The following is a 25,994-nucleotide window of genomic DNA, read 5'->3' on the forward strand; positions in this document are numbered from 1 at the left end:
GGCGTCGGCGTGTGGTTCAGGCGATCGGCACGGGCGGCAAACAGGCGAAAAATCACCTTGCGCCAGCGTTGCCAGCGGGTCAGTTCCATACCAGCACCTCGGCAGGCGTTGGGTTCCAGCCATTGCACGGGTTGTTAAGCTGCGGGCAGTTGGAGATAAGCACCATCACGTTGCATTCAGCAATCAGCTCCACATACTTACCCGCTCCCGAGATACCGTCTTCGAAGGTCAATCCCCCCTCTGGCGTCACCGGCACGTTCATAAAGAAGTTGATGTTGGCGCTGATATCGCGCTTATGCAGCCGACCATCGTGCAGGCAGGCGCACAGAAAGTTATCGCGGCAACTGTGCATGTAACGTTTGTCCAGCGAATAGCGCACGCTATTACTCTCCTGAGCACAAGCGCCGCCAAGAGTGTCATGACGCCCACAGGTGTCAGCCACTATCGTTAACAACGGATTACCAAGGTTAGAGTAAAGCACGCTGCCGGTGGTCAAATAGGCATTCCCCTGGCGGCGCAATGTCCGCTGCACGTCATAGCGTTCACGCGGGTTATCCGCGTTGTAGAACAGGGTGTCGATAGCCTGATTACCTTCGAGATCGAGCAAACGTAAAGTTTGCCCCTTTTTCACTTCAAACAAATAGGGCTCTCCCGCCGGGATCACGTGGCGGAACACCGCGTCTTGCGGATGGCGTGGGCTGGTCATCGTGTTCATCACAGGCTCCTTAACGGGTGAAAAGTTGCGTATTCATAAACGCGCGCTGATTTTCATCGCGCGTGAACAGCGCGGCTGTTGCAGCCTGCTCATCGCAAGCCTGGTACCAGCTCAGTTGAACCGGACGCGGCGCATAATCCGTGTCAGGGTTTTGCGGATGCGGCAGTGCGGTCAGGACGATCAACACGTCCATCGGGGCAAAAAGTTCGACGTAATTACCCACCTGCGAATGCCAGCGCACAAAATGGAAGTCGCCATTTTCATCCACCGTCACTTTGCTGAAGAAATTCACCACCATCAGCAAATCTTCCAGACCAAGATCCCATTTACCCAACTCCACCAGCAGGTTATCGACGCCGTTGCGATAAAAGCCGTTGCGCAGTTCCTGATAGCGCCCGGTACCATATTTTTCCGCGGTTTCCTGTGCATTCAGCACGCCACCAAAGGGGTCATGCCAGCCGCAGGTATCGGCAACAATGCCCGCCAGCACGCGCCCCATGTCGGAGTAGAAACAGTGCCCGGCGGTGAGACGCGCAGTGTGCTGCCCTTTCAGGGTATCGGGCAGATTGAGCCGTTCACTTTTCTCGTGTGGGTTAAGCATCATCATGCTGACGTTGGCATTGCCATCGATATCGGTCAGACGCAGGATCTGCCCGCGCCGCAGAATAAATGACGCCTGACCGCCGCCCGGCACCTGCTCTTCACGCAGGCTCGATGTAGTGTGAAGTCGTGGTTTCATCAGATTCTCTCCTTATGGGAAATACGTTGTGGTCTGTACCAATTGGCTGGCGCTGGGATAACCGCGATTCATTGAGCGGAATGTCGTAGGTCACCCGCGCGCCGTAGGCATTGGGGGCCTGCGGGTCGATGCGCACTTTGTCAAACACCAGCAAACGGGTGCCAAGGTTGAAACCTTCCGTCAGATCATGGGTAACCATAAACACGGTCATCCCCGTTTCGCGCCATAGCGCCAGCAGCAGCGCGTGCATATCTTTGCGAATGCCGGGGTCCAGTGCGCCAAAGGGTTCATCGAGCAGCAGGACGCGCGGCTGCATAATGAACGCCTGGGCGATGGCGAGACGCTGCTGCATGCCGCCCGACAGCTGTGCCGGGTATTTATCCAGCGTATGGCTCAAACCAACTTTTTCCAGCATCTGCGCGGCCAGTTCCCGCGCGGCACGTTTGCGTGCGCCAAACAGTCGACCCAGCAACGGCGACGCCGGGAGTTCCAGCCCAACGGCCACGTTATCCAGCACATTGAGATGCGGAAAAACGGAATAACGCTGGAATACCACGCCCCGGCTGCTGCCGGGTTCACCGGGCAGCGGTTTGCCATCCAACAAAATTTCGCCACGGCTGGGGCGCTCCTGGCCCAACAGCAGGCGTAAAAAGGTCGATTTTCCGCAGCCAGACGCGCCGACCATTGAACAAAACTCACCCTCTTTCACCGTCAGGTTGATGCGCTCCAGCACGACGTGGTCGCCATATTCCTGCCAGATATTGTTCACCGCGATAAAACTCATGCCCGGCCCCCTTCTGCCCACGGGAAGCAGCGTTTGTGCAACTGGCGTAAAGCCAGGTCCATCAGCCACGCCAGCAGGGTTATCCAGATGACGTAAGGAATAATGACGTCCATCGCCATATAGCGACGAACCAGGAAAATGCGATAGCCCAGACCGGCGGTGGCAGAAATGGCTTCCGCTGAAATCAGAAACAGCCATGCCGAGCCAAGCATTAAGCGCAGTGAGGTAATTAACCGGGAAATCAACTGCGGCAAAACCACCCGCAGCACCACCGTCCAGCTATTGGCACCGAGCGTTTGCGCCTTGATGAACAGCTCCGCCGGGATCTCTTTCGCCCGCTGTTCGAGGTCGCGCGCCAGCATCGGCGTGATGCCAATCACGATAAGCATCACTTTGGATAGCTCATCAAGGCCAAACACGATGAACAGAATCGGCAGGATTGCCAGCGGCGGCACCATAGAAAGCACGGTCATCAGCGGTGACAGCGCCGCGCTATACATCGGGAAAACGCCCGCGGTAATCCCGATACTGAGCCCAATCAGTGACGCAATCGCCAGCCCAAGCAGCAAACGCGTCAGGCTAATGAGCGTATCGGCCCACAGCAAATATTCGCCGCTGCGACGGTCCGGGGTGAAGGCCATCCGGTCGATGGCCGACAGCATTTGCGACAGGCCCGGCAACAGTTTGTCGTGAGGGTTGGCCTCCAGACGCAGGGTCGAGCCGACAAACCAGGCGGCAATCAGCAGCACGAAGGGCAGCAGCATTAACATGATTCGCATGCCGTGCTGGGGGTGGCGGTTAATCTGGCGCATGGCGAAGGCTCCCGTCGTCAATTATCACAGCTGGCCTGCAACGGCCATCTTCAGATAGCGGTCATCAAAGCGCAGTTTGGTGTTAGCGGTATCCCCGAGGGTCGCGTTACCGGGGAACGCCATGCCGATGAAATCCGCGCTCGCCGCGCCTTCGCCTAATAACCCTTTATCAAAAGAGAACTGCGCCACGCGCTGCATGGTTTTTACAAGCTCAGGCGCGGTGATGAAAGCCAGCGCATCGGCGGGCGTCCAGAAAAGATGGGTAGTTTTGAGTTGTGCCTGGTAACCGGCGAGATCGGTGCCAGAATCAGCGGCCATTGCGCTCAAAGCCTGCTTATCGCCCGCCTGCATTTTTGCCATCATTTCAAACCATGCGCCGGTCAAGGCTTTACCCAGCGCCGGGTTGTCATGCAGGGTTTCACTGTTCACCACCAGCATGTCAATTAGTTCTCCTGGTACTTGCGAAGAGCTGAACACTTCCGTGGTTTGCGGCGTTTGCTTAATAACGGAAAGCTGCGGGTTCCACGCCACGGCGGCGCGCACGTTAGCGGTAGAAAATGCCGAGACGATATCCGCATCCGAGGTGTTGACCACCTTCACGTCTCGCTCCGCCAGCCCCGCTTTTTCCAGCCCGCGCACCAGCAGGTAATGAGAAACCGACAGTTCAGGGAGATACACCGACAGGCCTTTCAGGTCGCTGAGCTTTTTATCCGCACCTTTGAGTACCACGCCGTCGTTGCCGTCAGAGTAGCTACCGGTAATCAGCGCCGTGGTGTCAACACCACCCGCTGCGGGGATAGTTAACGCATCCATGTTGGTCATGGTGCAGCCGTCAAACTGGCCCGCGGTGTACTGGTTTATGGATTCGATGTAATCGTTAAGCTGGACAATATTGATTTTAATGCCGTATTTGCTGGCCCATTTATCAATGATTTTTTCGTTGCTGATGGTGCCCCAGGGCATCCAGCCTGCGTAGATAGTCCAGCAGATGTTGAACTCTTTTTTGACGGCGGCAAATGAGGGGGCGCAGGCGAACAGCGCAAGCGTTAGAGCAAGTGAGCGAACAAACGGCAATCTCTTCATCATAGACCTCGGTTTGGCACAAAAAAGTGGGGGCAGCGCGACACCCTATGGTGCTGCTGTCTCCCGGGCTTTTGTCCCGCCGTGTAACCTCGTCGAGGTCGCCAGCTCTCGGACCTGACGTTCACCTTCGTGAACCGGAACCCTAGCCAGCCATTGATGCCAGATTGTCTTACGCTGCCTTCTGCCTGTGATGTTGCAATCTGCATGCCAGAAGGGAATGTGCCGTTAAATCACCAGGATGGGATATTTTCGATGTCAACAACACCAGTTTGGGGAACCAAAGCGGTGCAATGCATGGATTTGGGGCGTAATGAAAAACCGCATTGTTTAAGGGAAATATGAAAGAGGCCTCACCGGGGAAAGTTCGGCTCTGGTAGCCGGAGGTCATCATTATTGGCGCAAGTGCCATTTCATCACTAAGCTCAATGATTGAGCTTTAAAGATATTGATAACAAAAAGGATATCACGATGAGTGAAGTGAAAATTGTCGCCACCCTGACTCCGCGCAAAGAGTATGTCGATACCATCCGCTCCGCCGCACAGGCAATGGTTGGCCCCACACAGCTGGAGGCGGGTTGCCTGCAATATGATTTGCACGAAAGCCGCGCCATTCCGGACGTGCGTAATCTGGCGGTGGAAGGCGCGGTATCATTTGTGTTTATTGAGCGCTGGAAGTCTGAGGACGATTTGAAAAAACACGTCGCCATGCCGTATCACGATGACTTTCTGGAAATCTTAGACGGCAAGCTGGATAACATTAGCGTTCAGCGGCTGAACAAACTGTAGGTGTGTGCCATAACGCCTGATGCGCTTCGCTTATCAGGCCTACGGGTTCTTCATCCCTGTAGGCCGGGCAAGCGCAGCGCCCCCGGCAAATGTCAGTCACAAACTGTAAATTAACCATCTGATTTGTCGATATTTCTTAATCAGTGACCGCGATCGCTACCCCCTTCATGCGTTGTTATCCACAATAAAGATTATTTCAGCAAATGATTGATATGAAGGGATTTCAACTATGTATAAAACGATTCTGGTTCCTGTTGATGTCTTTGAGTCCGACCTTGCCAACAACGCCTTAGCACACGCGCAATATCTGGCCGAGAAAGCAGATGGTGATATTCACCTTCTGCACGTGCTCCCGGAATTTTCCCCCATGCTTACCCGCGGTTTTATCGCAGACGCGAAGAAAATGCAGCAATATTTACAGTGTGCGAGCGAAGAGAAAATGGCGCAGCTGGCAAGAAGTCTCTCATTCCCGCAGAACCGTATTCATCACCATATTCGCAGCGGGAAAGTGCGTGACGCCGTCGCGACGCTGGCGGATGAACTGAAAGCGGATGTGGTGGTGATTGGTTCACGCAATCCGGCAAAGCAGTCGCATCTGCTGGGGTCTGAAGCTTCGGGGATTTTACGCCATGCTCGCGTGCCGGTGTTTGTGATTCGCCTGTAAAGGTACGCAAAAAAAATAAGCCTGCTTATCGCAGGCTATCGGTCGATTACTGAAGCGACGCGGCCATATGGCGCTTCGCTTCCGTACGCACGCGATGAAGAACACGATGTTTTATTTCAGTATACTGCGGGTGTTCTGCCAGCGTTTCGATATTCCGCTCACGGGTAAACGGCAGCACAATCTCTTCGACAATTCGCCCCGGCTTGGCCGACATAACCAGAATACGGTCAGCCAGAAACAGCGCCTCTTCCACATCGTGAGTAACAAAAAGGAGAGTCGTTTCCGTTTTCAGCCAGGCGTCGCGGAGCAGTTCCTGCATCATTAATCGTGTTTGTGCATCCAACGCGCCAAAGGGTTCATCCAGCAACAAAACCTCCGGCTCCGGCAGCCAGGCGCGAGCCAACGCGACACGCTGCTTCATCCCACCAGAAAGCTGCCAGGGCGCATGATGCTCAAAACCTTTTAATCCTACGCGGGACAGCCAGTTAATCGCCTGATTATTCACGTCCTCTTTATTATATTTGCCTAGACGCGGGCCAAAGGTGACGTTTTCCAGCACAGACAGCCACGGGAACAAGTTTGCCTGCTGAAAGATCATGCCGCGATCCGGCCCCGGTTGCGTCACCTTTTTCCCCGCGGCTTTCACCGTACCTTTATCGGGGCGAGTAAACCCCGCAACAAGATTAAGGATGGTCGATTTCCCGCAGCCCGATGGCCCCAGCAATACCACAAACTCCCCTTTTTTCAGGGTGAGGGAGATATCGTCGAGAACCGTGACCGGATTCGGCTTGGCCGCAAAGGCAAGTGACACGTTTTCAAGTGAGATAGAACTCATTATTCTTTCCCCGCCCAGGGTACAGCTACGCGCTGCAAACCCAGAATCATTAAATCGAGCAGATATCCAATCCCGCCCAACAGCAGAATACCCAACATGACAATATCCGTGCGCAGATAGGCGCTGGCGTTCACCACCATCCAACCAAGCCCTGAACTGGCAGCCACCATTTCCGCCGCAATCAGCGACGTCCAGCCAATACCAATCGAGAGCCTGACTGTTGTAAAAAGATCCGGCAGCGCATCAGGCAATACCACACGCATAAAGATCTGCCGACGCGTCGCGCCCAGCGTTTGTGCCACGCGAATACGCGAGCGGCCAATTCGCTCTACGGCCGCCGACGCACCGACAACCACACTCAAAAACGTCGCGATAAATATCAAAAAGAATTTTGACGACTCGCCAATTCCCAGCCACACCACCGCCAGCGGAATCAGCGCGATTTTGGGCAACGGACGAAGAAATTGCACAAACGGGTTAAGGACAGCAGCCAGCGTGTCTGAAAGCCCCATTAATAATCCCAGCGGGATGCCAATCGCAATAGCCAGCGCAAAGGCGCTCAATGCACGGGCCAGACTGACAGCGATATGCTGCCAGAGCGGTACCTGACGATAGCCATCTTCCAGCAACTCACGCGCCGTTAAGCCAATATCCGTCAGCGAGGGAAGCAGCAGTGGATCCACCCACTGCCTTGTTGCCGCCGTTTGCCAGAGCATAAAGAAAACCGCCACCGATACCACGCTGATGGCGATATGTTGACTCAATTTCATTGTCCGGACACCGCCGCATCTTGAATGTAGTGGACATTGATGGCGCTGTTCCAGTTTGTCGGGATATCGCGCTGCCGGATCTCGCCAATGCCGGCAAGGAAGTTCGCCGTTTTACTCAGCGCTTTTCCAATACCGCTGTCGCTGGTATTCGTACCGTTCCCCAACCAGGATGGCGTACTCTGCTCAGCTAATGTCGGATATTCCAGGCCATTCAGTGTGTTAGCCGCCGTCGTTTGCGGCGCACCGACTTCTTTTGCAACAATCGCGGAAGCGCGTTCCGGATCCTTTTTGAACTCGTTGACTTTTTCCTGATGCACGCGCAGGAAGGCGGTTACCACCTGAGGATATTGTTCCGCAAAGGCCTTACGGACAACATAGTTGTTGTAAATGAGATAGCCTGCTTTTTGCAGTTCTTTAGTGGCAAAGACCTGATGCCCCCCTGCCGATTCCAGCTCCTGCGCAAAAGGCGCCCATACATAACCCGCATCAATATCACCACGTTTCCACGCCGCCACCATCTCTGCCGGACGTAGCGGCAGCAGGGTTATTTTACTGCGATCCAGTTTATTGACGGTGATCGCGGCTTCCAGCGCATATTGCGCGGTGGAGTTTGGCGGATACGCCACGCGTTTGCCTTCGATATCCTTAATTCCGTTAATCCCCTCTTTACCAATCAACCGCTCATAGCTGGCAATGACGCCGGAAACACCAATAATTTCGACCGGCAGTTTTCTGACAATGCCTGCGGTTGCCGGGCTGGAACCGAAGTTGGCAATATCAATCGCATTGCTGGCGAAGTAGGTTAAGGCATCGGCCCCTGACGCAAATTGCACCCACTTCACTTTACTGTTTAATGCTTTATCCAGTGACCCATCCGCCTTTGCCAGCATTAAAACCTGAGAGCCACCACTATAGGCAACACGCACTTCAGACGGCGTGTCGGCAAAAACACTGTTAACCCAGAAACTGCCTGCTGCGAGTAAAAAAACCAGACTTTTTTTCATGTTGTCTCTCTGTATTATTCTGTGTGAAATCATTTAAATAATTTGACCATTACGCCGGGACAACCAAAGGCTTGCGCACTGCTGCGCCAGCGCCTCGGCAGGATCAATGGCCTCGTTAAGGAAGGGCGAAGAAACAGCCTCTAACGCTACAGGGACTTCTGTACAGGCCAGCACCAGTTTCTCAGCACCACGTTCACGCAGCGCCCGCGCCTGCAATGTCAGCAACTCGCCCCCCTGCTGCAAATCACCGCGTTTCACCGCATAGCACCCCGGAACAAACCAACGCGCGATTTCATCCTGGGTCGGGAGCAGGCTTTCCGTGCCAATGGCCGCGAATCGTTGTTGAAACCAACCTGCATCCAGCGTTCCCTGTGTTGCGATGAGTCCCACCTTTTGCGGTTTGTCCTCTATCGCCTCGAGCGTGGCATCCGCGATATGCAGCATCAGCGCCTCACTTTCTTGTTTTAACGCGTCGTACCAGTGATGCGCGGTGTTACAGGCGATAACAATATGGCTAACACCCAACCGATTAAGCTGCTGTATACCGTGAAGCAGTTGCGGAAGCGGCGACGGTCCTTCTCCGGCCAGCGCACGCTGACGATCGGCAATTTGCGGAACATTCCACACCACATGAGGAATTTGCTGCTGATCGTTCCTGGCAGGCGTGGCTCGCAGAAGCTTGTGCATAAAATCGACGGTGGCCAATGGGCCCATCCCACCCAGCACACCTAATAAAAAGGGGCGGCTCATGAGGCGAGCGAGTCGGTGATCACCTGGCGGTAGCCAAACAGGCCTGCGGAACCGCCAGTGTGGATGAAGACCACATTTTCCCCTTTACGGAAAGCGCCTTCGCGAATCAGACCAATCAGCCCGGCGAATCCTTTTCCGGAATAAACCGGGTCGAGCAAAATGCCTTCATGCTGTGCTAACAGTTGCAGGGCCTCCAGCATGGATGATGTCGGCAGGCCGTACCCTTCACCAACATAGTCGCTGTTAGCTCTTACGCTTTCGCGTGGCAATTCGCCCTCGACGCCCAACAGTTCCAGCGTTTGCTGGGCCAGGCGCCAGACGTTTTGCTCCTGTTTTTCACGCGGTGCTCGTACGCTAATACCGAGCAGCGGAATACCACTGTTTGAGGCGTGAAGGCCAGCCACTAATCCTGCCTGCGTGCCGGCACTTCCCGTTGCATGAACGATATGATCGATTCTCAGACGTTGCTGACTGGACTGCCACAGCAGTTCCTGTGCGCAGGCTACATAGCCCAACGCACCGACAGGATTCGAACCGCCACCGGGGATAACATACGGTTTGAATCCCTGCGAACGTAGCGTTTCTGCGTGATGCTCCATCGCCTGCTGCATATCGGTTCCGGCTGGCAAGTGTGCAATAATTTCGCCGCCTAACAGGCCATCAAGCAAAATATTGCCAGAGTGCTGGTAGTCATCGCCGAGTGTGGTCACTCGCTGCTCAAGGAAAATATGTGTTTTGAGGCCAAGTTTTGCCGCTGCGGCTACGGTCTGTCGCACATGATTTGATTGGGTTGCACCCTGAGTGATAATAACGTCGGCCTGTTTTTCCTGCGCATCGCCCAGTAAAAATTCAAGTTTGCGGGTTTTATTTCCCCCCGTCGCAAGGCCAGTGCAATCGTCGCGTTTGATCCAAATATTCGGACCGCCAAGCAGTTGAGAGAGCTGGGTTAACGGTTCTAATGGCGTGGGGAAATGACCGAACGAGAGCCGGGGAAATCGAGCGAGATGCATAATTATAACTCCTGTAAAATAGTCGCTAAACGCTTATCACGCGAATGAGCAAGAACACAGGAATGACTATATTGAACAATGAAGAACGGGCTAACCAAGTTTTTTGGCTATTGATATGATCAGGCAGCATAAGAGAGAGGACGAAGAACGTTATTCTAAAAAAGCGTTAATTAATAATATTAATCCAGTCTTAATAGCAGGCTGCACAATTGCAGCCCGCTATTATGGTAATTAATCCCTCAGCGCATCCTGCAAAATTTTCATGGCCGCATCAAACTGCGCATCCGGGATGGTCAGCGGATACAGGAAACGAATCACGTTGCCGTACGCGCCGCAGGTCAGCAGTAGCAGCCCTTGAGCCAGCGCGCGTTGCTGAATTTTCTGCGCGATCGCGGCTGACGGCTCGCCCGTTTGCGGGTCGTTGAACTCAGCCGCGATCATCGAGCCAAGCCCGCGTACCGCAGCAATTGCCGGAACGCGTTCTTTGGCCTCAATCAGCGTGTCTATCAGCCGCTGACCGAGTTGATTCGCGCGCTCGCAAAGGGATTCTTTGTCGATAATGTTGAGTACCGCGTGCGCGGCGGCCACCGCCAGCGGGTTCCCGGCGTAGGTACCACCCAACCCGCCCGGCGCGGGCGCGTCCATAATGTTTGCGTTACCCACCACACCCGAAAGCGGCATCCCGCCCGCGAGGCTTTTTGCCATGGTCATTAAATCCGGCTTATCGGCATAGTGATCCATAGCAAACAGTTTACCCGTACGCGCAAAACCGCTTTGCACTTCATCAGCAATCATCACAATACCGTGCTCGTCGCACAGACGGCGAATGGCAGCAACCAGCTCTTTTGGTGCCACATTGAAACCGCCCTCACCCTGCACCGGTTCGAAAATAATCGCCGCCACCTGTTTCGCTTCGATATCAGACTTAAACAGGCGTTCGATGGCGTCGAGGGAATCTTGCGTCGAAATGCCATGCAGTTCTGACGGATACGGCACGTGATACACCGAACCGGGGAACGGGCCGAAGCCGATTTTGTACGGCGCGACTTTTCCGGTCAGTGCCATGGTCATATACGTGCGGCCGTGGAAGCCGCCGCTAAACGCAATCACGCCGGGGCGCCCGGTATGGGCGCGGGCAATTTTCACCGCATTCTCAACCGCTTCCGCACCGGTGGTGAAGAACGCGGTTTTAGCCTGACCGCTCACCGGCGCAAGGGTGTTAATTTTCTCCGCCAGGGTGACGTAGCTTTCGTATGGCACAATCTGGTACGCGGTGTGGGTAAACTGTTGCAGTTGCTGTTCCACTGCCGCCACCAGTTCAGGGTGGCGGTGTCCGGTGTTCAGCACCGCGATGCCTGCGGCGAAATCGATGTATTCATTGCCTTCAACATCCTTCAGCGTGGCGTTTTCAGCCGACTGGGCGAAGAAGTTACACATTACGCCAACCCCACGCGGGGTGGCAGAAAGACGACGCTGATGGAATTCATTGTTGCTCATGTTTCACACCTTTTGACTCTTCACGGTTAATCGGAAATTAAACGCCCAGACGATCGCGCAGGCTGTAATAGGCCGCGCCCATCGCGGTAAACGGCACGCGCAGCGTGCGCCCGCCGGGGAACGGATAATGCGGCAGATTGGCGAAGGCGTCGAAGCGTTCGGCATCACCGCGCAGCAGTTCAGCAATCAAACGCCCGGCAAGATGGGTACAGGTCACGCCGTGGCCGCTGTAGCCCTGCATGTAATAGATGTTGGTATCAAGACGACCAAACTGCGGCATCCGGGAAAGGGTCAGCAGGAAATTGCCCGTCCAGCGATAATCAATTTTGACGCCCTTCAGTTGCGGGAAGGTTTTCAGCAGTTTCGGCACCACAAGGCGCTCAACGTCATCCGGGTCACGCGCACCGTACACCACGCCGCCGCCGTACAGCAGGCGGTTATCGGCGGTCAGGCGGTAGTAATCAAGCAGATAGTTACAGTCTTCGACACAGTAGTTTTTCGGGATCAGCGAACGGGCTAACTCATCGGAAAGCCGCTCGGTGGTGATCACCTGCGTGCCGCACGGCATACTGCGTTTCGCCAGTTCCGGCTCCACTTTATCGCCCAGATACGCATTCCCGGCGACAATCACATATTTCGCCGTCACCTGGCCTTTGGCAGTGCGCACAACGGCGGGCGTGGTGTGCTGGATCTGCGTCACCGCTGAAAGCTCATACACACGCCCGCCGTTCAGACGAATGGCGTCGGCTTCGCCAATGGCGAGGTTCAGCGGGTGAATATGCCCGCCGCTGTGATCCAGCAGCGCGCCGGTGTAGCGATCGCTGGCCACTTCGCGGCGAATGGCGTTGGCGTCCAGCAGTTCCAGTTGTTTATTACCGTAGCGTTCCCAGTTCTCTTTCTGCTCTTCGAGCGTGGCGAGCTGTTTATCATTCATCGCCACGAACAGGCCGCCGGGGCGATAGTCGCAGTCAATTTGATAGCGTTTGATGCGTTCGCGGATGATCTCTCCGCCTTCGAACATCATGCTGCCGAGCATACGGGCGGTGTCCATGCCGTAGTTTTTTTCGATGACGTCGATGTCGCGGCTGTAGGAGTTTACAAGCTGGCCACCGTTGCGCCCGCTGGCGCCAAAGCCAATGCGTGAGGCTTCGAGTACCACCACGTCAAAGCCCGCTTCGGCCAGATGCAGCGCAGAGGAGAGCCCGGTGTAGCCGCCGCCAACCACGCAAACATCACAGGTGATGGACTCATTCAGCGTGTCGAAAGGCGCATATTTATTCGCACTGGCGGCGTAATAACTGCTGGTATGTTCGGTCATTTTCAGGCCTCCAGGCTTATCCAGATGGTTTTCAGTTCGGTGAATTTTTCAAGGGCGTGCAGGGATTTGTCGCGACCGTTGCCGCTTTGCTTATAGCCGCCAAACGGTACGGTCATATCGCCATCGTTGTAGTTATTGACGAAGATGGAACCGGCTTTTAGGCGGCGGCTCATGCGGTGCGCGCGGGAGAGATCGCGTGTCCATACCGCCGCACCGAGGCCGTACTGGCTGTCGTTGGCAAGCTGCAGCGCCTGGTCTTCTGATGTGAAACGCGTGACCACCAGCACCGGGCCGAAAATCTCTTCGCGACTTAAGGCTGCATTCGGATCCACATCCACGAAAATGGTCGGGCCGATGGCCGCAGCCAGTTCAGCGTTACGACCATCCAGCAGCAGTTGCCCTTTGCCTTCGCCTTCACGGATAAAGGTGTGTACCGAGTCTGCGTGAGCGCTGTCGATTAAGGTGCCCATGGTGGTTGCGGGATCAAGCGGATGCCCCGGTTGCCAGTTTTGCGCCTGCTGTTTTAGCAGGGCTAAGAATTCATCGGCAATGCTCTCTTCCAGTAACAAACGCGTTCCGGCGATGCACACCTGGCCCTGGTTGTAGAAGATGCCTGCGGCGGTGGCACTTGCCGCCTGCTGCAAATCCGGGCAGTCGGCGAAAACGATGTTGGCGCTTTTGCCCCCCGCTTCCAGCCAGACGCGTTTCATATTGCTGTCGCCGGCGTCTTTCAGCAGTTGTTTACCGGTACGCGTCGAGCCGGTAAAGGCGATGGCATCGATATCGTTATGACGCGAAAGCGCCTGCCCGGCTTCATGACCAAAACCGGGCACCACGTTCAGCACGCCATCCGGCAGCCCCGCTTCTTTCGCCAGTCCGGCGAGACGAATCGCACTGAGCGGCGATTTTTCAGACGGTTTCAGAATCACGCTGTTCCCCGCCGCCAGCGCCGGGCCGAGTTTCCAGCAGGTCAGCAACAGCGGGAAGTTCCACGGGACGATGGCCGCAATCACGCCGACCGGTTCGCGCACGATCATCGCCAGCTCATGGCTACTGGTGGTGGCGACTTCACCGTACACTTTGTCGATGGCTTCGGCGTACCAACGAATGGCGCGCGCCGCGCCGGGAATATCATCACGCAGGCTATGACGAATCGGTTTACCGGTGTCGAGGGTTTCCAGCAGCGCCAGTTCTTCCGCGTGGGCTTCCATTAAATCGGCGAGTTTATTCAGCACCGCTTTACGTTTTGCCGGGGCGGCCTGCGACCAGTCGCCGCGCTCAAATACGCCGCGCGCTGCACTCACTGCGCGGTCAATATCGGCGCTTTTGCCGCGCGCGATAGTCGCCAGCGGTGCCTGGGTGACCGGATCAACGGTTTCAAAGGTTTCATTTTCCGCCGCGGCGGAATATTCACCGTTAATAAATAAGCGGGTTTCAATGGCGAGACTTAACGCTTTATCCTGCCAGTAAGCCAGATGATGAAAATTCATTATGACTCCTGTTTCACGTCTATCAGATATATGCAGTTTGTGAACGTCAGGGCGCAGAGATCCCCGGGCGATGAGCCCGTTTACTTCCGGCGACATTCTTTATGGATTGCCTTTATAGCTAGCCGGGTGCGCTTGGCTTACCCGGCTAGCAAAAACAAAAAGATTAAAACGTGGTGGGGGTATGGGCGCTGATAATTCGGCAAATACCTGCCGACGTATTACTGAAACTGTGCGGAATGCCGGTATTAATGGCATAACTTTGCCCCGCGACGAGGTGATAATCCTGACCATTAATGGTCAGTACAATTTCACCTTCCAATACAGTGCCTATTTCCTCACCCTGATGCTTAATTCTCTCCCCGGTCGTCGTACCCGGCTGATAAGTTTCAAATATCATCGCCAGCGTGCGATTCGGGTTCCCGTTATGAACCAGCTTCATCGACACACCCTGACTCCCCATTTCAATTAAGTCGTCCTGATTAATGACGACCTGCGGTTCATCAGGTTTTTCCGGCTCGGAAAAGAATTCCGAGAGTGACAGACCATACACCTTCAGCAGCTTTTGCAGCGTACTGATGGCTGGGCTGACTTTATCCTGCTCTATCGTACTGATAGCGCTGTGAGTCAGCCCGGAGAGTTCGGCGGCACGACGTTGTGAAAGTCCTTGTTGCTGGCGGATTTCCGACAAGCGTTTACCCGGTGCCAGTCCGTCATCACTCATATTTGCATTTCCTTAACTGTAGGGGTCAGAGTCGCTGTTTTTCAGCGATATGGTTCTGACAAGCGGTGATAAAGCCCTCAAACAATATACGCGAAAGCGCATACTCGCTACTGTTCCATTCCGGGTGCCACTGCACGCCCAGCGCGAAGGGGTGATGATTGACGCTCACCGCCTCCACCAGCCCATCCGGCGAACGGGCCTCGACGCGCAATCGCGGGCTCACAACCTTCGCCCCCTGCCCGTGCAGAGAGTTTACCCAAAAGTTGCTACAGTCAGGTAACAGCGCGGAAAGTAATCCGCCCTCTTCAACCAGCACTTCGTGCGATGGCGCATACTGCTGTTCTACCGGCAGTTCAGGATCTTCACGATGTTCCAGCAGTTCTGGCTGCTCGCACAGCTTGCGATGCAGCTTCCCGCCGGTGGCCACCACCAGCTCCTGTAACCCACGGCAAATGGCGAAAATGGGGATGCGCCTTTCGAGTGCAGCGTTAATCAACGCCATGCTCAGAAGATCACGCCCGGGATCGGCGTCAGGCTCATCGCCGTTTTCACCATAAAGGTGCGGCTGCACATTGCTGGGGCTGCCAGGCAGATAAATGCCATCGAGTTTCGGCAGGAGTTCTGCGAGCAACGCTGGCTCCGCCAGCGCGTGTGGCAGCGCAATCGGCAAACCGCCCGCGTGAATAATGGCATTCAGGTACTTTTCTTGCAGGGTCTGGGTCTCATGACCCTTAAGCCTGTTCCTGCACATCACGATACCGATAACCGGCTTGTACATTATATTTTCCATGATCGATCTCACAAAGTGGACTAAATTATCGCCATTACTGCGGTTAAAATGACCTTTCTGTTCAATATTTTTTCAATCTAGCAGTGGATTTTCGGTTTTGCAAACTTAATTTAACATTTGACAAACATTTAGTTTGCATACAAATTCGAAGAGTGGTCATTATATTTTACGCTTTCATAGCGAGCGGAAAACAAAACCAAAGGCGAAGAATCATGGAAACCAATATCGTTGAAGTTGAGAACTTTGTTCAGCAGTCAGAAGAGAGGCGGGGTAGCGCCTTTACGCAGGAAGTGAAACGCTACCTGGAGCGCTACCCGAATACGCAATATGTTGATGTACTGCTTACCGATCTGAATGGTTGCTTCCGCGGAAAACGCGTCCCGGTAGCCAGCCTGAAGAAGCTTGAGAAAGGATGTTATTTCCCGGCCTCCGTCTTCGCGATGGACATTCTGGGTAACGTCGTAGAAGAAGCGGGCCTGGGTCAGGATATGGGCGAACCGGATCGTACCTGCGTGCCGGTACTGGGTTCCTTAACCCCTTCCGCCGCCGACCCGGAATATATCGGTCAGATGCTCCTGACCATGGTCGATGAAGATGGCGCTCCCTTTGACGTTGAGCCGCGGAATGTACTCAACCGCCTGTGGCAGCAGCTACGCCAGCGCGGACTGTTCCCGGTCGTAGCGGTAGAGCTGGAGTTCTATTTACTGGATCGCAAACGCGACGCCGAAGGGTATCTGCAACCGCCCTGCGCGCCCGGCACCGATGACCGCAACACCCAAAGCCAGGTTTACTCGGTTGATAACCTCAACCACTTCGCCGATGTGCTCAATGATATTGATGAACTGGCGCAGTTACAGCTCATCCCGGCTGATGGCGCGGTCGCCGAAGCCTCACCGGGCCAGTTCGAAATCAACCTGTATCACACTGATAACGTGCTGGATGCCTGCGATGATGCATTAGCCCTTAAACGCCTGGTGCGTCTGATGGCGGAAAAGCATAAGATGCACGCCACTTTTATGGCGAAGCCGTATGAAGAGCACGCGGGCAGCGGGATGCATATTCATATCAGCATGCAAAATAACCGTGGTGAGAACGTTCTTTCTGACGCGGACGGCGAAGATTCGCCGCTGCTGAAAAAGATGCTCGCCGGGATGATTGACCTGATGCCATCGTCGATGGCGTTGCTGGCGCCGAACGTGAACTCGTATCGCCGCTTCCAGCCGGGGATGTATGTGCCAACGCAGGCGTCGTGGGGCCATAACAACCGCACCGTCGCCCTGCGTATTCCGTGCGGCGATCGTCATAACCACCGCGTGGAATACCGCGTGGCGGGGGCCGATGCCAACCCGTATCTAGTGATGGCGGCGATTTTCGCCGGTATTCTGCACGGTCTCGATAACGAACTGCCGTTGCAGGAAGAAGTAGAAGGCAACGGGCTGGAGCAGGAGGGCTTACCCTTCCCGATTCGTCAGAGCGATGCGCTGTGGGAGTTTATGCAAAATGACGACCTGCGCCACTATCTGGGCGAGCGTTTCTGCCATGTATATCACGCCTGTAAGAATGATGAGCTGTTGCAGTTTGAGCGCCTCATTACTGAAACCGAAATTGAGTGGATGTTGAAAAACGCGTAGTGGCCCCTTGCGGGGTATGTATCACCGGCCTGAGCGGAGCCTGGCCTGACATTTGCTGGTAATCCAGACATTTCCCGTATGTCGCGTTATGGAACGCAGGCGGCAACGGGCTTCCGTTAACGATACAGACTGTGACGAGGAAATGAGATGATGCCGATGATGAAATACCCGCATGGCGAGGGAGGCTGCGTTTGCGCCCTCTCCACGACCGAAAGTACCCCGCCCCCCTTGCTTCCCCTGCTAAACAGGTTTGATTTCAGGTCGACGCGACCGCAAACCCGATTACGCAGCGGAGGCACGCATCATGGCCTTTAATTCCTCACTGGATATCGCCGCCCAACCCGGCAAAACTAAACTGCGTAAGTCACTGAAGCTGTGGCAGGTGGTGATGATGGGGCTTGCCTATCTCACGCCGATGACCGTCTTCGATACCTTTGGCATCGTGTCCGGCATCAGCGACGGCCACGTTCCGGCGTCCTATCTGCTGGCGCTGGCCGGCGTGCTGTTTACCGCTGTCAGTTACGGCAAGCTGGTTCGCCAGTTCCCGGAGGCAGGCTCGGCCTATACCTACGCGCAAAAGTCGATTAACCCGCATGTCGGCTTTATGGTCGGCTGGTCATCGCTGCTGGATTATCTCTTTTTACCGATGATCAATGTGCTGTTGGCGAAGATTTATCTCTCCGCCCTCTTCCCGGACGTGCCGCCGTGGGTGTGGGTGGTGACGTTTGTCGCCATTTTAACCGCCGCGAACCTGAAGAGCGTCAACCTGGTGGCTAACTTCAATACCCTGTTTGTGCTGGTGCAAATCTCCATCATGGTGGTGTTTATCATTCTGGTGGTTCAGGGGCTGCATAAAGGTGAAGGCGTTGGCACCGTCTGGTCGCTACAGCCGTTTATCAGTGAGAACGCGCATCTGATCCCGATTATTACCGGGGCGACGATCGTCTGCTTCTCGTTCCTCGGTTTTGATGCGGTGACCACGCTTTCCGAAGAGACGCCGGATGCCGCGCGGGTTATTCCGAAAGCGATTTTTCTGACGGCGGTGTACGGCGGCATTATCTTTATCGCGGCGTCGTTCTTTATGCAGCTGTTCTTCCCGGATATCAGCCGCTTTAAAGACCCGGATGCCGCACTGCCGGAGATTGCACTGTACGTCGGCGGCAAGCTGTTCCAGTCGATTTTCCTTTGCACCACGTTTGTGAACACGCTGGCATCCGGCCTCGCGTCACACGCCAGCGTGTCGCGTCTGCTGTATGTGATGGGGCGCGACAATGTGTTCCCGGAACGCGTGTTTGGCTATGTGCATCCGAAATGGCGCACGCCTGCACTGAACGTCATTATGGTCGGGATTGTGGCGCTGTCGGCGCTGTTCTTCGATTTAGTCACCGCCACGGCGCTGATTAACTTCGGCGCGCTGGTGGCGTTTACCTTCGTGAATTTGTCGGTGTTCAACCACTTCTGGCGGCGCAAAGGGATGAATAAAAGCTGGAAGGAACACTTCCACTATTTATTAATGCCGCTGGTTGGCGCGCTGACGGTGGGCGTGCTGTGGGTTAACCTGGAGTCAACGTCACTGACGCTGGGCCTGGTGTGGGCGGCGCTGGGTGGGGCGTATCTGTGGTATCTGGTGAGACGTTATCGCAAAGTGCCGTTGTATGAAGGTGACAGAACGCCAGTGAGTGAGACGTAATTGTTGGATGGCATCGGGCAACAACGCTGACAACGTGCCCGTTGTTCATGCCGGATGCGGCGTAAACGCCTTATCCGGCCTACAAAATAGCGCAAATTCAATATATTGCAGAAACCTTGTAGGCCTGATAAGCGCAGCGCATCAGGCAATGTTGCGTTTGCCATCAGACTCAAGCGGCGCACTACGCGCCGCTTTTAACCTGCTGGTAATACGGTACCCGCCGGGTGGTGCCGGTCAGGTTATCAAACACCTCCACCTCTGCGGTGCTGATCTGCATCCCCGTTTTACGCAACCGCTGCACATCTGCGGCTATTCGTTGAATGCCAAACCAAAAAAGCCCATCAAGCGCCGTTACCTGTAGATCATTTTCCAGCGCCAGCTTCAAACGCTCGCGCGGCTGTTTAATCTGTTTGGCAATCTCCTGATACGGCGAGGCGGTTGAAAGCGGGCCATCCATTCGCCGGATGCGCGTGGACAAGCGGTATTGATAGTCGTCGGGAATGGCGTCCAGGCTGGCTTTCAGGCTGTAAACACAACCAAAACGTTTGCCGTTAAAGAGGACATTTTTCTGACTGAGCTGAAGTTCATCGCGCACGGCGGCGATAAGCTGTGGCGCACGAATTAACAGCAGGCGAAAAGGCAATTCGAAGCTGGTGACGTAGTCAACGTTCAGCAGCGCAATACGCAAACGCTCCTGCGCACCCGCGCCGGACTGACGGCACTCTTCAATCACCTCTCGCCACTGCTGGGCCAGACGCGGCGACTCGCCCGCTTCGGTGAAGCTGTATTTTTCAATCTGATAATCGATTCTTCCGGCCACGGTGCATTCCTTCCTTTGCTATCAGCAGCTTACTTTAGCAAGTGTCCGGAAAAATCGACAGGGTCATGCGTTAAAAATCAGGCGTGAGACTCAGGCATTTCGATAATAATGAAATGACTCTGTTCTTTTGCGGTGCTGAATTTCAGCGTTGCCGGCCCGGTAATTTCCAGCGTATCTTTTTTACCTAACGTAGCGATGCCTTTCACATTCACTTCACCTTCGAAGTTATTGATATACGCCTGACGACCGGCCTGCAATTGATATTCCACTTCCGCAGTCGGATTGGTCAGTTCGCTCACAAACATGTTCACATCCTGGTTGAGCATCAGCGGCGCATCGTCATTATTCAGGCTACCGACAATATGCAGGAGCTTGTTTTCGCGCTCTTCCGCCTGATATTTACGCTGGTTGTAACGCACCTCCAGCCCCTGTTTCGGCGGCAGGATCCAGATTTGCAGGAAGCGGCACCACTCATCATGTTTGTTAAGCTCTGAGTGCCAGACGCCGTTCCCGGCGGTAATCGCTTGCACATGCCCGCGTCCCAACGTCTCTTCCGTTTGTGTTGCGCTATCCCAGTGGGTGAGCTGCCCATCAATCACATAGCTGACAATTTCCATGTTTTGATGCGGATGGCGGCCAAAACCGTTGTGCGGTTTCACGTTGTCATCATTCACCACACGCAATACGCCATAATTCATGTTGTCAGGATCGTAATAATTGGCGAACGAAAAATGGAAGTAGGTATCGGCCGGGTGATAATCACTTGCGGGCAGATAATGCAGGGATTCGCCTTTTTTTACGCGGTATTGGGTTGTCATTGTTTCTCTCCGGTGTTCATATAATGCGGACAGAGTAATGACCTTTCTCCCCAGGATAAATGGGGCCACACACAATTCACCGTTACGAAAAATGAAAGAATACGATCTCATCGCCCTGCGCAGTTTTGTCGCCGTGATCGAAACGGGGAGTTTTTATAACGCCGCCGTACAACTGGAAACCAGCAGCGCCTCCATCAGCCGCCGCGTCTCCTCGCTGGAACAGAGCCTGGGCGTGCGTCTGCTCAACCGCACGACGCGACACCTGGAGCTCACCACCGCCGGTGAGCAGTTTTACAAGGATGTGAAAGGGATCCTTGAATCACTGGAACAGGCGGAAGAGCGGCTAAACTGCTTTCAGGAGACGCTGAGCGGCGTAATTCGTCTGTCGGCGCCGTTAACCTTCGGGGTGAAAAAACTGGCGCCTCTGCTGCCCGTTTTTATGGCGAAATATCCGCACATCACCGTGCAGTTACAGCTGGAAGACCGACTGTCGGATCTGGTGGGAGAAGGACTGGATTTGGCATTACGCATCAGCGCATTAAATGATTCTTCGCTGGTTTGCACACATCTGGCAGACCTCCCACGGCTGTTTTGCGCCTCGCCGGCGTATCTGGCGCGTAACGGTGTTCCGGCGTCACCTGCTGAACTCGCCGGGCACAATTGTCTGCGTTATTCGCTGCTCTCCGCGCGCGATGAGTGGGGATTTACCGAAGGCAAAGAGCTGCCTGAGATGAATACCCCGCTTATCACCGATAACGGCGACGTGCTGCGGGAAGCGGCAATCCAGGGGATGGGCATTGCTATGCTGCCGTGGTTTATCGTCGAAGATGCGCTGCATGCGGGCACGCTGGTGCCGGTAATGCAGGAGCATGCGCCATCAGCGCTGCCCCTTTCGCTCATCCGCCCCACTCGCCACTATACGCCCGTGCGCGTCACCACCTTTATGGCGTGGCTGCGCGAAGTGTTGTGTACGTCCATTGAGTGATACTATCCCGCGCAGATACACGCGAAACGTTAACCCGAGGCTTTTTATGAACAACGATATCCCATTGAAGTATTACGATATTGCCGATGAATACGCGACGGAATGCGCAGAGCCGGTCGCCGAGTCTGAACGCACACCGCTGGCGCACTATTTTCAACTGCTGCTGACCCGCCTGATGAATAACGAAGAGATCAGCGAAGAGGCGCAGAAAGAGATGGCCGATGAAGCGGGTATAAAAGCCGCGCGAATTGATGAGATTGCGGAGTTTTTGAATCAATGGGGAAATGAGTAATTCCCTACCCGTGACGATAATGCGGGTACTGCCCGGTACACATACCGGGCAGTGAAGCCCATCAGAGAAAGGCGCTAACCACACCCACGATAAGCGCGGTAAAGAATAATCCCCGGTATAACATCGTTGGAATGGCGAGCCATTTTCTGACAATTCCCAACGCCACCACCACCAGCGCCGCCGGATAAATCGCACTCAGCACCGGAACCGCCAGCATCGTCAGCGAATCCAGCCCCAGTACGGCAATCATCGCAGAAAGCACCAGTGATAACATTACCAGCAGGCCATAAGGGATCCCGCTAACCTGATGAAAATAACGCGCGGTGCCGGTCGTCAAACCAATCGCCGTGACCAGACACGCAAGCGTAATAATTGCCGCCAACAACGCGCGGCCATATACACCAAAGACGGTCTCCACGTAAGCGCTCATAATTTGCATCCCGTTACTGGCGGAATGTTCCAGCGTATGCGCGCCCATAGAAATATAACAGACGTAAATAAGCACCAGCCCGGCGGCGGCAATCAGCGCTGCGCGGCTGGAATACCGCAGAATACCTTTGGCATTGACGATGCCGCGCTGATAAAGCGTGTGCGTGATGATCGCCCCAAAGCATAAGGCGCTAATGACATCCAGTGTCTGATAGCCATTAATAAATCCGGCACCAAACGGATTACTATCAAAGGCATCGACCGCGGAGGTCAGTGCGCCAGTAGGGTAAATCCAGGCCGTGACGCCAATGAAAATCAGTGCGCCAATTTTTACCGGAGAGAGAAAAAAGCCGACAATTTCCAGCAGTTTACCCGATTTTGCCAGCACCGCGCCTGCCAGTGCGAAGAACGCAAAAGAGAAGACCGTTTTTTGCGTCAACGTACTCTGCGCACCGTTGGTAATCGCTTCATAGCTAATGGTGGCCGTACGCGGTGTACCAAATAAAACTCCGAGCGTCAGGAAACAAACACTGATAAAAGCAATACTCACGGCCCGCCCTAATGGGCGCGTCAGTTCGTTAATATCCCCTTTATTGATCGCCAGAGAAATAATGGCCAGCGCAGGAAACAGCACGGCAGTAATAATAAAACCGGCTCCCGCGGTGACAGAATTGGCGCCCGCCTGCATCCCCACCAGAGGCGGGAAAATAATATTCCCGGCCCCCAAAAATAACGCAAGGGTCATCCCACCTAACGCGAGCGTATCCGCGAAAGAGAGGTGTTTTGTATCCGACATGAAAGAAACTCTTTAAAAGAGAGTGGCGACGTTATGCGCCACCCGATATCAGAACTGGTTCAAACTTCCCCAGACATAGGCAACGTACAAAAGCACAATGATGGCCGTTCCAAAGGCGACCACATAGCGAGGCTCTTTATGCTTCATCACAGGCTAAAGGTTCCTTCAATCATCATGCGTGCCGCACCGTACAGTTCGACACGTCCATCGTCGCGAACGACACAGCGCAGCGTGCCTTTACGTGCCCCGCCCTGCTGGGCTGATAACCTATTTTTGCCCAGACGCTCCGCCCAGAACGGCGCGAGGAACGTATGCGCTGAACCGGTAACCGGATCTTCAATAACGCCAACCTGTGGGCCAAACCAGCGCGAGACAAAGTCAAAATCGTCACCCGCCGCCGTCACAATGATGCCGCGCGTATCAAAAGCATTGAGCGCGTTAAAGTCAGGCGACAGGCCATCAATTATCGCTTTATCTTCAACCAGCACGACTAAATCGGCCGCTTTCCACACGCCAACCACACCGTGAGTGATGCCCAGCGCCGCCAGTAATCCTGCGGGCGTGTCGATGGGCTGCGCCTTTTGCGCCGGGAAATCCATGCAATATTCATCGCCATTTCGCGTGACGTTAAGCTCCCCGCTGCGTGTCAGGAAGCGAATCGTTTTCCCGGAATAGCCGAGTTTATTAAACAGCACCCAGGATGCGGCAAGCGTGGCGTGACCGCACAGATCCACCTCTACCGCCGGCGTGCACCAGCGCAGGTGATAGCCCTCGTCCGTCGGCACAAAAAACGCCGTTTCCGACAGGTTATTTTCGCGGGCAATAGCCTGCAATGTGTCGTCGCTTAGCCATTCATTCAGCGGACACACGCCTGCCGGGTTACCGCCGAAAGGCTCGGAGGTGAATGCATCAACCTGATAGAATGGAATGTTGTGTGTTTTGTTATTTTTCATCATTTTTTTCCAGGTAGTTATAAATGGTGTAGCGCGAAACGCCCAGCGCATGCGCGATATGCCCCACGCTGCCTTTTACCTTAAAGAAGCCCATTTTTTGCAATTCCGCGACCACACGTTTGCGAAACTGTATTTTGTTTTCTGCCCCCGTCTGGCGGAATTTAGCAATAACGTCATCAAAAGAGTGCGCGGGTATTTTGTCGCTCGTATTCTCAGTTTCCTGCTCTGCCGCTGGCGGTAACAGAGAATCCAGATTGCGCTTCAGGTTATTTACAACGTCCAAATCGACATTAATACAAAAGGCCACAAGCGGGACGCCGTCCTCACTGTAGTAAATCGTCGAGGCGCTATTGAGCACTTTGCCTGAGGAGGTGGTGGTTTTGTAGTTATTGAACACGCGGGAAGGCACACGCTGGGCCGGCTCCAGCAGCCCCAGGAACCCGACATCATCATTGGGCCCGGAGAGCAAAGAATCGCCCGGTTTTCGGCCACTGACATGACCGTTGACAATACTGATAACAGAGCATTCCGGCTTCGTCAGATCGTGTAAAACGGCTTCTGTATTCGCGGCAAGCGTAGTGCGCAGGGCATCCATCGACGCCATTAGAATGTTCAGCAGGTTTGACATGGTTCGACCGCCTGTACTTCTACCTCCACATCCAGCCCAAAGGCGAGCTGGCTGGTGACCACCGAACGCGCAGGGAATCCGTCCGGGAAGTGGCTGCGATATGCCGCATTAAATTCAGCAAAATGCGCCATATCGCTGAGCCACACCTGTACGCGCACAATATCGTTTAACGTCGCCCCGGCAAGCGCCAGCGTCTGTTCAATAGAATTCATAATGCGCAGCGTTTGTTCGGTGACGGAACCCGGCAAAGGCTCACCGTGTTGCGTCATGGAGACCTGGCCTGAAAGAAAGACAAAACCGTTGGCTTTCACCATATCCGAGAAGGGAAACGGTTTGCTGGAGGGGTATCGTTGTAGCGTCATAATGCCATGCCCATAGTTGATGTATGGGCACATGATAGCATCGCGATTTTAAAATTAAACATTTTTATAAAAATAAACAGTTGTTGAATTTTACCGGTGCGCGATGAGGTTCCTAAAAGGGGCTGTCATGCCGGGCATTCACCGGCAATTGGCTAACAGGATGAGTAAACTGCAATGCGCTTGCGTGCAGCATTAACCGAGGCACCGTATCGGTACCCGGAAGAAGCCGGCCACCATAGAGATCACAACCTAAAATGGGATGGCCAAGATACTGACAGTGAATACGTAACTGATGAGTACGTCCGGTCTCTGGAAAGAGCTTCACCCGCGTGACCGGTAGCGACGCGCCTTGTACCACTGGATAGTAAAAACGCGCCATGACGCTGTACCGCGAACGGGCAGGTTTACCTTCACGGGTGCTTATCGACATACGTGGAAACAACGACGGTTCTTTGGCAATTGCCGCGTCAATCACACCCTGGTCATTCTGCAGATGCCCGCAAAGCAGCGCCGTGTAAACCTTGCTTACAGCACGTTGGCTAAACTGCTGACACAGCGCCGCGTTAATCACTTTGTTGCGCGCGACGAGCATCAAACCAGATGTACCAAAATCCAGGCGATGCACCAGCGTACAGCCAGGGAATTGCTGCACCAGCCGGTAATGTACCGAATCACTGTTTTGCGGGTTTTTACCTGACAGGCTCAGCAGGCCGGAAGGCTTGTTAATCAACAGGATATGTTCATCCTGATAGAGGATCTCTACATCGTCATGGCATGGAGGCGCTATAAACGTGTCGATAAGGGTAGACATGACGCGACCTG

The 25,994-nt window shown here is 54.5% G+C and carries 29 protein-coding genes and 1 riboswitch; of the genes, 7 read left to right on the forward strand and 22 right to left on the reverse strand.

The genetic code is table 11. The features are described from left to right. Nucleotides 1–79 precede the first annotated feature (79 nt). Genes DBY68_RS17770 through DBY68_RS17790 form a run of 5 tightly spaced genes read right to left on the reverse strand, consistent with a single transcriptional unit; the run spans nt 80 to nt 4,133 of the window. Nucleotides 80–715 carry an urea amidolyase associated protein UAAP2 gene (locus DBY68_RS17770; protein WP_108474465.1) on the reverse strand — a complete coding sequence of 212 codons (636 nt, stop codon included), beginning with the start codon at nt 713–715 and terminating at the stop codon, nt 80–82. A 10-nt stretch (nt 716–725) separates the two neighbouring features. Further along, nucleotides 726–1,454, reverse strand: coding sequence for an urea amidolyase associated protein UAAP1 (locus DBY68_RS17775; protein WP_108474466.1), 729 nt, complete (start codon nt 1,452–1,454; stop codon nt 726–728). Then, nucleotides 1,417–2,238, reverse strand: coding sequence for an ABC transporter ATP-binding protein (locus DBY68_RS17780; RefSeq protein WP_108474467.1), 822 nt, complete (start codon nt 2,236–2,238; stop codon nt 1,417–1,419). Before DBY68_RS17780 ends, DBY68_RS17775 begins: the two co-directional genes overlap by 38 nt. Then, entirely contained in the window at nt 2,235–3,050 is an 816-nt protein-coding gene (locus DBY68_RS17785; RefSeq protein WP_108474468.1) for an ABC transporter permease, read from the reverse strand. The genes DBY68_RS17780 and DBY68_RS17785 overlap by 4 nt, the downstream gene beginning before the upstream one ends. Before the next feature lie 24 nt (nt 3,051–3,074). Beyond that, nucleotides 3,075–4,133, reverse strand: coding sequence for a putative urea ABC transporter substrate-binding protein (locus tag DBY68_RS17790; protein WP_108474469.1), 1,059 nt, complete (start codon nt 4,131–4,133; stop codon nt 3,075–3,077). Nucleotides 4,134–4,191: 58 nt separating this feature from the next. Then, nucleotides 4,192–4,290, reverse strand: a riboswitch (guanidine-I (ykkC/yxkD leader). A gap of 311 nt (nt 4,291–4,601) precedes the next feature. Here DBY68_RS17790 and DBY68_RS17795 point away from each other — a divergent pair. Beyond that, nucleotides 4,602–4,919: a putative quinol monooxygenase gene (locus tag DBY68_RS17795; RefSeq protein WP_108474470.1), complete on the forward strand. Its 318-nt coding sequence runs from the start codon at nt 4,602–4,604 to the stop codon at nt 4,917–4,919. A 229-nt stretch (nt 4,920–5,148) separates the two neighbouring features. Beyond that, nucleotides 5,149–5,583: a universal stress protein gene (locus DBY68_RS17800; RefSeq protein ID WP_108474471.1), complete on the forward strand. Its 435-nt coding sequence runs from the start codon at nt 5,149–5,151 to the stop codon at nt 5,581–5,583. Between the two features lie 46 nt (nt 5,584–5,629). Here the strand turns inward: DBY68_RS17800 and DBY68_RS17805 are convergent, their stop codons facing one another. The 10 genes from DBY68_RS17805 to puuD form a co-directional block, all read right to left on the reverse strand. After that, nucleotides 5,630–6,418, reverse strand: coding sequence for an ABC transporter ATP-binding protein (locus DBY68_RS17805; RefSeq protein ID WP_108474472.1), 789 nt, complete (start codon nt 6,416–6,418; stop codon nt 5,630–5,632). Beyond that, a complete protein-coding gene (locus DBY68_RS17810; RefSeq protein WP_108474473.1) occupies nt 6,418–7,188 on the reverse strand; it encodes an ABC transporter permease in 771 nt (256 codons plus the stop codon). Before DBY68_RS17810 ends, DBY68_RS17805 begins: the two co-directional genes overlap by 1 nt. Then, nucleotides 7,185–8,192 carry a glycine betaine ABC transporter substrate-binding protein gene (locus DBY68_RS17815; RefSeq protein ID WP_108474474.1) on the reverse strand — a complete coding sequence of 336 codons (1,008 nt, stop codon included), beginning with the start codon at nt 8,190–8,192 and terminating at the stop codon, nt 7,185–7,187. Before DBY68_RS17815 ends, DBY68_RS17810 begins: the two co-directional genes overlap by 4 nt. Nucleotides 8,193–8,225: 33 nt before the next feature. Next, on the reverse strand, nt 8,226–8,942 hold the full coding sequence (locus DBY68_RS17820; RefSeq protein WP_108474475.1) for an amino acid racemase: 717 nt from the start codon (nt 8,940–8,942) through the stop codon (nt 8,226–8,228). Further along, the gene (locus DBY68_RS17825) at nt 8,939–9,952 is read right to left on the reverse strand and encodes a D-cysteine desulfhydrase (RefSeq protein ID WP_108474476.1); all 1,014 of its coding nucleotides are present in this window, start codon (nt 9,950–9,952) and stop codon (nt 8,939–8,941) included. Before DBY68_RS17825 ends, DBY68_RS17820 begins: the two co-directional genes overlap by 4 nt. 231 nt (nt 9,953–10,183) lie before the next feature. Then, a complete protein-coding gene (gene puuE / locus DBY68_RS17830; RefSeq protein WP_108474477.1) occupies nt 10,184–11,449 on the reverse strand; it encodes a 4-aminobutyrate transaminase in 1,266 nt (421 codons plus the stop codon). Nucleotides 11,450–11,486: 37 nt separating this feature from the next. After that, a complete protein-coding gene (gene puuB / locus DBY68_RS17835; RefSeq protein WP_108474478.1) occupies nt 11,487–12,767 on the reverse strand; it encodes a gamma-glutamylputrescine oxidase in 1,281 nt (426 codons plus the stop codon). A gap of 2 nt (nt 12,768–12,769) precedes the next feature. Then, nucleotides 12,770–14,257 carry an aldehyde dehydrogenase PuuC gene (gene puuC, locus DBY68_RS17840; RefSeq protein ID WP_108474479.1) on the reverse strand — a complete coding sequence of 496 codons (1,488 nt, stop codon included), beginning with the start codon at nt 14,255–14,257 and terminating at the stop codon, nt 12,770–12,772. 163 nt (nt 14,258–14,420) lie between these two features. Beyond that, nucleotides 14,421–14,978: an HTH-type transcriptional regulator PuuR gene (gene puuR, locus DBY68_RS17850; RefSeq protein ID WP_015964977.1), complete on the reverse strand. Its 558-nt coding sequence runs from the start codon at nt 14,976–14,978 to the stop codon at nt 14,421–14,423. 25 nt (nt 14,979–15,003) lie between these two features. Continuing rightward, complete coding sequence (gene puuD / locus DBY68_RS17855; RefSeq protein WP_108474481.1) at nt 15,004–15,768, reverse strand: gamma-glutamyl-gamma-aminobutyrate hydrolase; 765 nt, start codon at nt 15,766–15,768, stop codon at nt 15,004–15,006. 212 nt (nt 15,769–15,980) lie between these two features. Here puuD and puuA point away from each other — a divergent pair, with 212 nt between their 5' ends. The 3 genes from puuA to puuP all read left to right on the forward strand — a co-directional run bounded on the left by puuA (nt 15,981) and on the right by puuP (nt 19,089). Then, nucleotides 15,981–17,399, forward strand: a complete 1,419-nt coding sequence (gene puuA, locus DBY68_RS17860) for a glutamate-putrescine ligase (RefSeq protein WP_108474482.1) — start codon at nt 15,981–15,983, stop codon at nt 17,397–17,399. Nucleotides 17,400–17,549: 150 nt separating this feature from the next. Further along, nucleotides 17,550–17,714: a hypothetical protein gene (locus DBY68_RS22820; RefSeq protein WP_146745483.1), complete on the forward strand. Its 165-nt coding sequence runs from the start codon at nt 17,550–17,552 to the stop codon at nt 17,712–17,714. After that, complete coding sequence (puuP, locus tag DBY68_RS17865; RefSeq protein ID WP_108474483.1) at nt 17,704–19,089, forward strand: putrescine/proton symporter PuuP; 1,386 nt, start codon at nt 17,704–17,706, stop codon at nt 19,087–19,089. Before DBY68_RS22820 ends, puuP begins: the two co-directional genes overlap by 11 nt. A gap of 181 nt (nt 19,090–19,270) precedes the next feature. On the opposite strand, the gene DBY68_RS17870 is transcribed toward puuP, so the two are convergent. Both DBY68_RS17870 and DBY68_RS17875 read right to left on the reverse strand, forming a co-directional pair. Then, nucleotides 19,271–19,909 carry a DNA-binding protein gene (locus DBY68_RS17870; protein ID WP_108474484.1) on the reverse strand — a complete coding sequence of 213 codons (639 nt, stop codon included), beginning with the start codon at nt 19,907–19,909 and terminating at the stop codon, nt 19,271–19,273. Nucleotides 19,910–19,986: 77 nt separating this feature from the next. Further along, nucleotides 19,987–20,727, reverse strand: a complete 741-nt coding sequence (locus tag DBY68_RS17875; protein WP_108474485.1) for a pirin-like bicupin family protein — start codon at nt 20,725–20,727, stop codon at nt 19,987–19,989. Between the two features lie 91 nt (nt 20,728–20,818). On the opposite strand from DBY68_RS17875, the gene DBY68_RS17880 reads away from it, so the two are divergent. Next, complete coding sequence (locus DBY68_RS17880) at nt 20,819–21,712, forward strand: LysR family transcriptional regulator (protein WP_108474486.1); 894 nt, start codon at nt 20,819–20,821, stop codon at nt 21,710–21,712. Between the two features lie 46 nt (nt 21,713–21,758). Beyond that, nucleotides 21,759–22,004, forward strand: coding sequence for a YmjA family protein (locus DBY68_RS17885; RefSeq protein WP_108474487.1), 246 nt, complete (start codon nt 21,759–21,761; stop codon nt 22,002–22,004). Between the two features lie 61 nt (nt 22,005–22,065). On the opposite strand, the gene brnQ is transcribed toward DBY68_RS17885, so the two are convergent. From brnQ to DBY68_RS17910, 5 genes are all read right to left on the reverse strand, one after another. Then, nucleotides 22,066–23,229: a branched-chain amino acid transport system II carrier protein gene (gene brnQ, locus DBY68_RS17890; RefSeq protein ID WP_108474488.1), complete on the reverse strand. Its 1,164-nt coding sequence runs from the start codon at nt 23,227–23,229 to the stop codon at nt 22,066–22,068. Nucleotides 23,230–23,375: 146 nt separating this feature from the next. Next, on the reverse strand, nt 23,376–24,182 hold the full coding sequence (locus DBY68_RS17895) for a PhzF family phenazine biosynthesis protein (protein ID WP_199538672.1): 807 nt from the start codon (nt 24,180–24,182) through the stop codon (nt 23,376–23,378). Then, nucleotides 24,172–24,810 (reverse strand): PAS domain-containing protein, encoded by a 639-nt coding sequence (locus tag DBY68_RS17900; RefSeq protein ID WP_108474490.1) that lies wholly within the window; start codon nt 24,808–24,810, stop codon nt 24,172–24,174. Before DBY68_RS17900 ends, DBY68_RS17895 begins: the two co-directional genes overlap by 11 nt. Then, nucleotides 24,795–25,172: a RidA family protein gene (locus tag DBY68_RS17905; RefSeq protein WP_108474491.1), complete on the reverse strand. Its 378-nt coding sequence runs from the start codon at nt 25,170–25,172 to the stop codon at nt 24,795–24,797. Before DBY68_RS17905 ends, DBY68_RS17900 begins: the two co-directional genes overlap by 16 nt. A gap of 112 nt (nt 25,173–25,284) precedes the next feature. After that, entirely contained in the window at nt 25,285–25,983 is a 699-nt protein-coding gene (locus DBY68_RS17910; protein WP_108474492.1) for an RluA family pseudouridine synthase, read from the reverse strand. Nucleotides 25,984–25,994 lie beyond the last annotated feature (11 nt).

It is taken from the genome of Pseudocitrobacter sp. RIT415, assembly GCF_003057695.2.
Lineage (GTDB): Bacteria > Pseudomonadota > Gammaproteobacteria > Enterobacterales > Enterobacteriaceae > Pseudocitrobacter > Pseudocitrobacter faecalis.

Coding starts and splice junctions, on each gene's coding strand:
- DBY68_RS17770 (WP_108474465.1), bottom strand. CDS start 715: ATGAACACGATGACCAGCCCACGCCATCCGCAAGACGCGGTGTTCCGC.
- DBY68_RS17775 (WP_108474466.1), bottom strand. CDS start 1,454: ATGAAACCACGACTTCACACTACATCGAGCCTGCGTGAAGAGCAGGTG.
- DBY68_RS17780 (WP_108474467.1), bottom strand. CDS start 2,238: ATGAGTTTTATCGCGGTGAACAATATCTGGCAGGAATATGGCGACCAC.
- DBY68_RS17785 (WP_108474468.1), bottom strand. CDS start 3,050: ATGCGCCAGATTAACCGCCACCCCCAGCACGGCATGCGAATCATGTTA.
- DBY68_RS17790 (WP_108474469.1), bottom strand. CDS start 4,133: ATGAAGAGATTGCCGTTTGTTCGCTCACTTGCTCTAACGCTTGCGCTG.
- DBY68_RS17795 (WP_108474470.1), top strand. CDS start 4,602: ATGAGTGAAGTGAAAATTGTCGCCACCCTGACTCCGCGCAAAGAGTAT.
- DBY68_RS17800 (WP_108474471.1), top strand. CDS start 5,149: ATGTATAAAACGATTCTGGTTCCTGTTGATGTCTTTGAGTCCGACCTT.
- DBY68_RS17805 (WP_108474472.1), bottom strand. CDS start 6,418: ATGAGTTCTATCTCACTTGAAAACGTGTCACTTGCCTTTGCGGCCAAG.
- DBY68_RS17810 (WP_108474473.1), bottom strand. CDS start 7,188: ATGAAATTGAGTCAACATATCGCCATCAGCGTGGTATCGGTGGCGGTT.
- DBY68_RS17815 (WP_108474474.1), bottom strand. CDS start 8,192: ATGAAAAAAAGTCTGGTTTTTTTACTCGCAGCAGGCAGTTTCTGGGTT.
- DBY68_RS17820 (WP_108474475.1), bottom strand. CDS start 8,942: ATGAGCCGCCCCTTTTTATTAGGTGTGCTGGGTGGGATGGGCCCATTG.
- DBY68_RS17825 (WP_108474476.1), bottom strand. CDS start 9,952: ATGCATCTCGCTCGATTTCCCCGGCTCTCGTTCGGTCATTTCCCCACG.
- puuE (WP_108474477.1), bottom strand. CDS start 11,449: ATGAGCAACAATGAATTCCATCAGCGTCGTCTTTCTGCCACCCCGCGT.
- puuB (WP_108474478.1), bottom strand. CDS start 12,767: ATGACCGAACATACCAGCAGTTATTACGCCGCCAGTGCGAATAAATAT.
- puuC (WP_108474479.1), bottom strand. CDS start 14,257: ATGAATTTTCATCATCTGGCTTACTGGCAGGATAAAGCGTTAAGTCTC.
- puuR (WP_015964977.1), bottom strand. CDS start 14,978: ATGAGTGATGACGGACTGGCACCGGGTAAACGCTTGTCGGAAATCCGC.
- puuD (WP_108474481.1), bottom strand. CDS start 15,768: ATGGAAAATATAATGTACAAGCCGGTTATCGGTATCGTGATGTGCAGG.
- puuA (WP_108474482.1), top strand. CDS start 15,981: ATGGAAACCAATATCGTTGAAGTTGAGAACTTTGTTCAGCAGTCAGAA.
- DBY68_RS22820 (WP_146745483.1), top strand. CDS start 17,550: ATGCCGATGATGAAATACCCGCATGGCGAGGGAGGCTGCGTTTGCGCC.
- puuP (WP_108474483.1), top strand. CDS start 17,704: ATGGCCTTTAATTCCTCACTGGATATCGCCGCCCAACCCGGCAAAACT.
- DBY68_RS17875 (WP_108474485.1), bottom strand. CDS start 20,727: ATGACAACCCAATACCGCGTAAAAAAAGGCGAATCCCTGCATTATCTG.
- DBY68_RS17880 (WP_108474486.1), top strand. CDS start 20,819: ATGAAAGAATACGATCTCATCGCCCTGCGCAGTTTTGTCGCCGTGATC.
- DBY68_RS17885 (WP_108474487.1), top strand. CDS start 21,759: ATGAACAACGATATCCCATTGAAGTATTACGATATTGCCGATGAATAC.
- brnQ (WP_108474488.1), bottom strand. CDS start 23,229: ATGTCGGATACAAAACACCTCTCTTTCGCGGATACGCTCGCGTTAGGT.
- DBY68_RS17895 (WP_199538672.1), bottom strand. CDS start 24,182: ATGAAAAATAACAAAACACACAACATTCCATTCTATCAGGTTGATGCA.
- DBY68_RS17900 (WP_108474490.1), bottom strand. CDS start 24,810: ATGTCAAACCTGCTGAACATTCTAATGGCGTCGATGGATGCCCTGCGC.
- DBY68_RS17905 (WP_108474491.1), bottom strand. CDS start 25,172: ATGACGCTACAACGATACCCCTCCAGCAAACCGTTTCCCTTCTCGGAT.
- DBY68_RS17910 (WP_108474492.1), bottom strand. CDS start 25,983: ATGTCTACCCTTATCGACACGTTTATAGCGCCTCCATGCCATGACGAT.